Annotated in this window: 1 rRNA gene; it reads right to left on the bottom strand. The window is 58.5% G+C overall.

Features of this window, described 5'->3' with window-relative positions:
* Positions 1-28: 28 nt before the first annotated feature.
* A 23S ribosomal RNA gene (locus ACYVGT_RS27995) occupies positions 29-3,121 on the bottom strand.
* Between the last annotated feature and the right edge of the window lie 78 nt (positions 3,122-3,199).

Genomic DNA, 3,199 nt, shown 5'->3' with positions numbered 1-3,199 from the left:
TCAGTGTGCGCGAGCACCCAGCATCCGCGGTGGACAAGCCCTCGGCCTATTAGTACCGGTCAGCTCCACCCCTCACAAGGCTTCCACACCCGGCCTATCAACCCAGTCATCTCCTGGGAGCCTTACCCCCTCACAGGGGCAGGAGACCTCATCTCGGAGCAGGCTTCCCACTTAGATGCTTTCAGCGGTTATCCCTCCCGAACGTAGCCAACCAGCCATGCCCTTGGCAGAACAACTGGCACACCAGAGGTTCGTCCGTCCCGGTCCTCTCGTACTAGGGACAGCCCTCCACAAGTCTCCAACGCGCGCAGCGGATAGGGACCGAACTGTCTCACGACGTTCTAAACCCAGCTCGCGTGCCGCTTTAATGGGCGAACAGCCCAACCCTTGGGACCAACTCCAGCCCCAGGATGCGACGAGCCGACATCGAGGTGCCAAACCATCCCGTCGATACGGACTCTTGGGGAAGATCAGCCTGTTATCCCCGGGGTACCTTTTAGCCGTTGAGCGACACCGCTTCCACACGCCGGTGCCGGATCACTAGTCCCTGCTTTCGCACCTGCTCGACACGTCCGTCTCACAGTCAAGCTCCCTTGTGCACTTACACTCACCACCTGATTGCCAACCAGGCCGAGGGAACCTTTGGGCGCCTCCGTTACTCTTTGGGAGGCAACCGCCCCAGTTAAACTACCCACCAGACACTGTCCCCAGACCGGATCACGGCCCCAGGTTAGATGCCCGAAACAGTCAGAGTGGTATTTCACCAACGCCTCCACGACCACTAGCGTGACCGCTTCACCGGCTCCCACCTATCCTACACAAACCATCCCAAACACCAATGTCAAGCTATAGTGAAGGTCCCGGGGTCTTTCCGTCCTGCTGCGCGAAACGAGCATCTTTACTCGTAGTGCAATTTCACCGGGCCCATGGTTGAGACAGCGGGGAAGTCGTTACGCCATTCGTGCAGGTCGGAACTTACCCGACAAGGAATTTCGCTACCTTAGGATGGTTATAGTTACCACCGCCGTTTACCGGCGCTTAGATTCCCAGCGACACCCCAAAAAGGGGCTGACCAGTCCTCTTAACGTTCCGGCACCGGGCAGGCGTCAGTCCGTATACAGCGTCTTACGACTTCGCACGGACCTGTGTTTTTAATAAACAGTCGCTTCCCCCTGGTATCTGCGACCCCACCCAGCTCACGCCGAAAAGACGATCACCAGACAGGGCTCCCCTTCTCCCAAAGTTACGGGGACAATTTGCCGAGTTCCTTAACCATGGTTCACCCGAACGCCTCGGTATTCTCTACCTGACCACCTGCGTCGGTTTCGGGTACTGGCCGCCCGCGAACTCGCTAGAGGCTTTTCTCGACAGCACGGGATCACTCACTTCACCAAAAACGGCTCGGCATCACGCCTCACCCACAACAGGGCACGGATTTACCTGCACCCCGGGCTACACGCTTACCCCCGGACCACCATCGCCGGGTAGAGCTACCCCACTGCGTCACCCCATCACTTACCTACTATCCCCTCGGATCCCACGCCAACACACCCAGCCACTCCCGAAGGAGACAGCCAGGGGCCGGTGGTGGTTAGCATCAGAGACCTCGATACTGGACGCGCACGGGCGGGTACGGGAATATCAACCCGTTATCCATCGACTACGCCTGTCGGCCTCGCCTTAGGACCAGACTCACCCTGGGCGGATTAACCTGCCCCAGGAACCCTTAGTCAATCGGCGCCAACGTTTCCCACGTTGGTTTCGCTACTCATGCCTGCATTCTCACTCGCACACACTCCACCCGCGGTCACCCGCGAACTTCACCGCATGCACGACGCTCCCCTACCAACCCACACCTCACGGTGCAAGCTCCACAGCTTCGGCGGTGTACTTCAGCCCCGCTACATTATCGGCGCAGAATCACTTGACCAGTGAGCTATTACGCACTCTTTCAAGGATGGCTGCTTCTAAGCCAACCTCCTGGTTGTCTCAGCAACTCCACAACCTTTCCCACTTAGCACACGCTTAGGGGCCTTAGCTGATGATCTGGGTTGTTTCCCTCTCGACCACGAAGATTATCCCCCGCAGTCTCACTGCCACGCTAACTTCACCGGCATTCGGAGTTTATCTGACGTCAGTAACCTGGTCGGGCCCATCAGCCAAACAGTAGCTCTACCTCCGGCAAGCACCACGCGACGCTGCACCTAAATGCATTTCGGGGAGAACCAGCTATCACGGAGTTTGATTGGCCTTTCACCCCTACCCACAGCTCATCCCCCAGGTTTTCAACCCTGGTGGGTTCGGGCCTCCACGACCTCTTACAGCCGCTTCACCCTGGCCATGGGTAGATCACCCCGCTTCGGGTCTACAGCACGCGACTCCAACGCCCTCTTCAGACTCGCTTTCGCTACGGCTCCCCCACCCGGGTTAACCTCGCCACGCACCATAACTCGCAGGCTCATTCTTCAAAAGGCACGCCATCACCCAACAAAGGAGCTCTGACGGCTTGACAGCACACGGTTTCAGGTACTATTTCACGACCCCTCACCGGGGCACTTTTCACCTTTCCCTCACGGTACTTGTGCACTATCGGTCACCAGGACGTATTTTGGCTTAGCAGGTGGTCCTGCCAGATTCACACGGAATTTCACGGGCTCCGCGCTACTCGGGGACGCATCCAACACGCATGATCTCCCTACCGCCTACGGGACTCTCACCCACTCCGGTACCGCATCCCAACGGATTCGACTCAGAAAACCACAACGCGCACCCGGCCGGCAGACCGAGAACAGACACACCCCACAACCCCGCACACGCAACGACTGCCGTCTCTCACACGCGCACGGTTTAGCCTCTTCCCCGTTCGCTCACCACTACTCAGGGAATCACTGTTGTTTACTCTTCCTGCGGGTACTGAGATGTTTCACTTCCCCGCGTTGCCACCAACTGCCCTATACATTCAGACAGCGGCAACCCGACATCACTCGGGCTGGGTTCCCCCATTCGGACACCCGCGGATCAACGCTCGGTTGACAGCTCCCCACGGACTATCGCGGCCTCCCACGTCCTTCATCGGCGCCTGGTGCCAAGGCATCCACCGTATGCCACACTCACTTGACCACCACAGATACAAGATGCTCGCGCACACTATCCACGAATCAAAAACCCACGCCACACACCCGCCGACAACCCGCACACT

It is taken from the genome of Nocardiopsis coralliicola (assembly GCF_054779695.1).
This window is presented reverse-complemented; position numbering and strand designations above follow the sequence as displayed.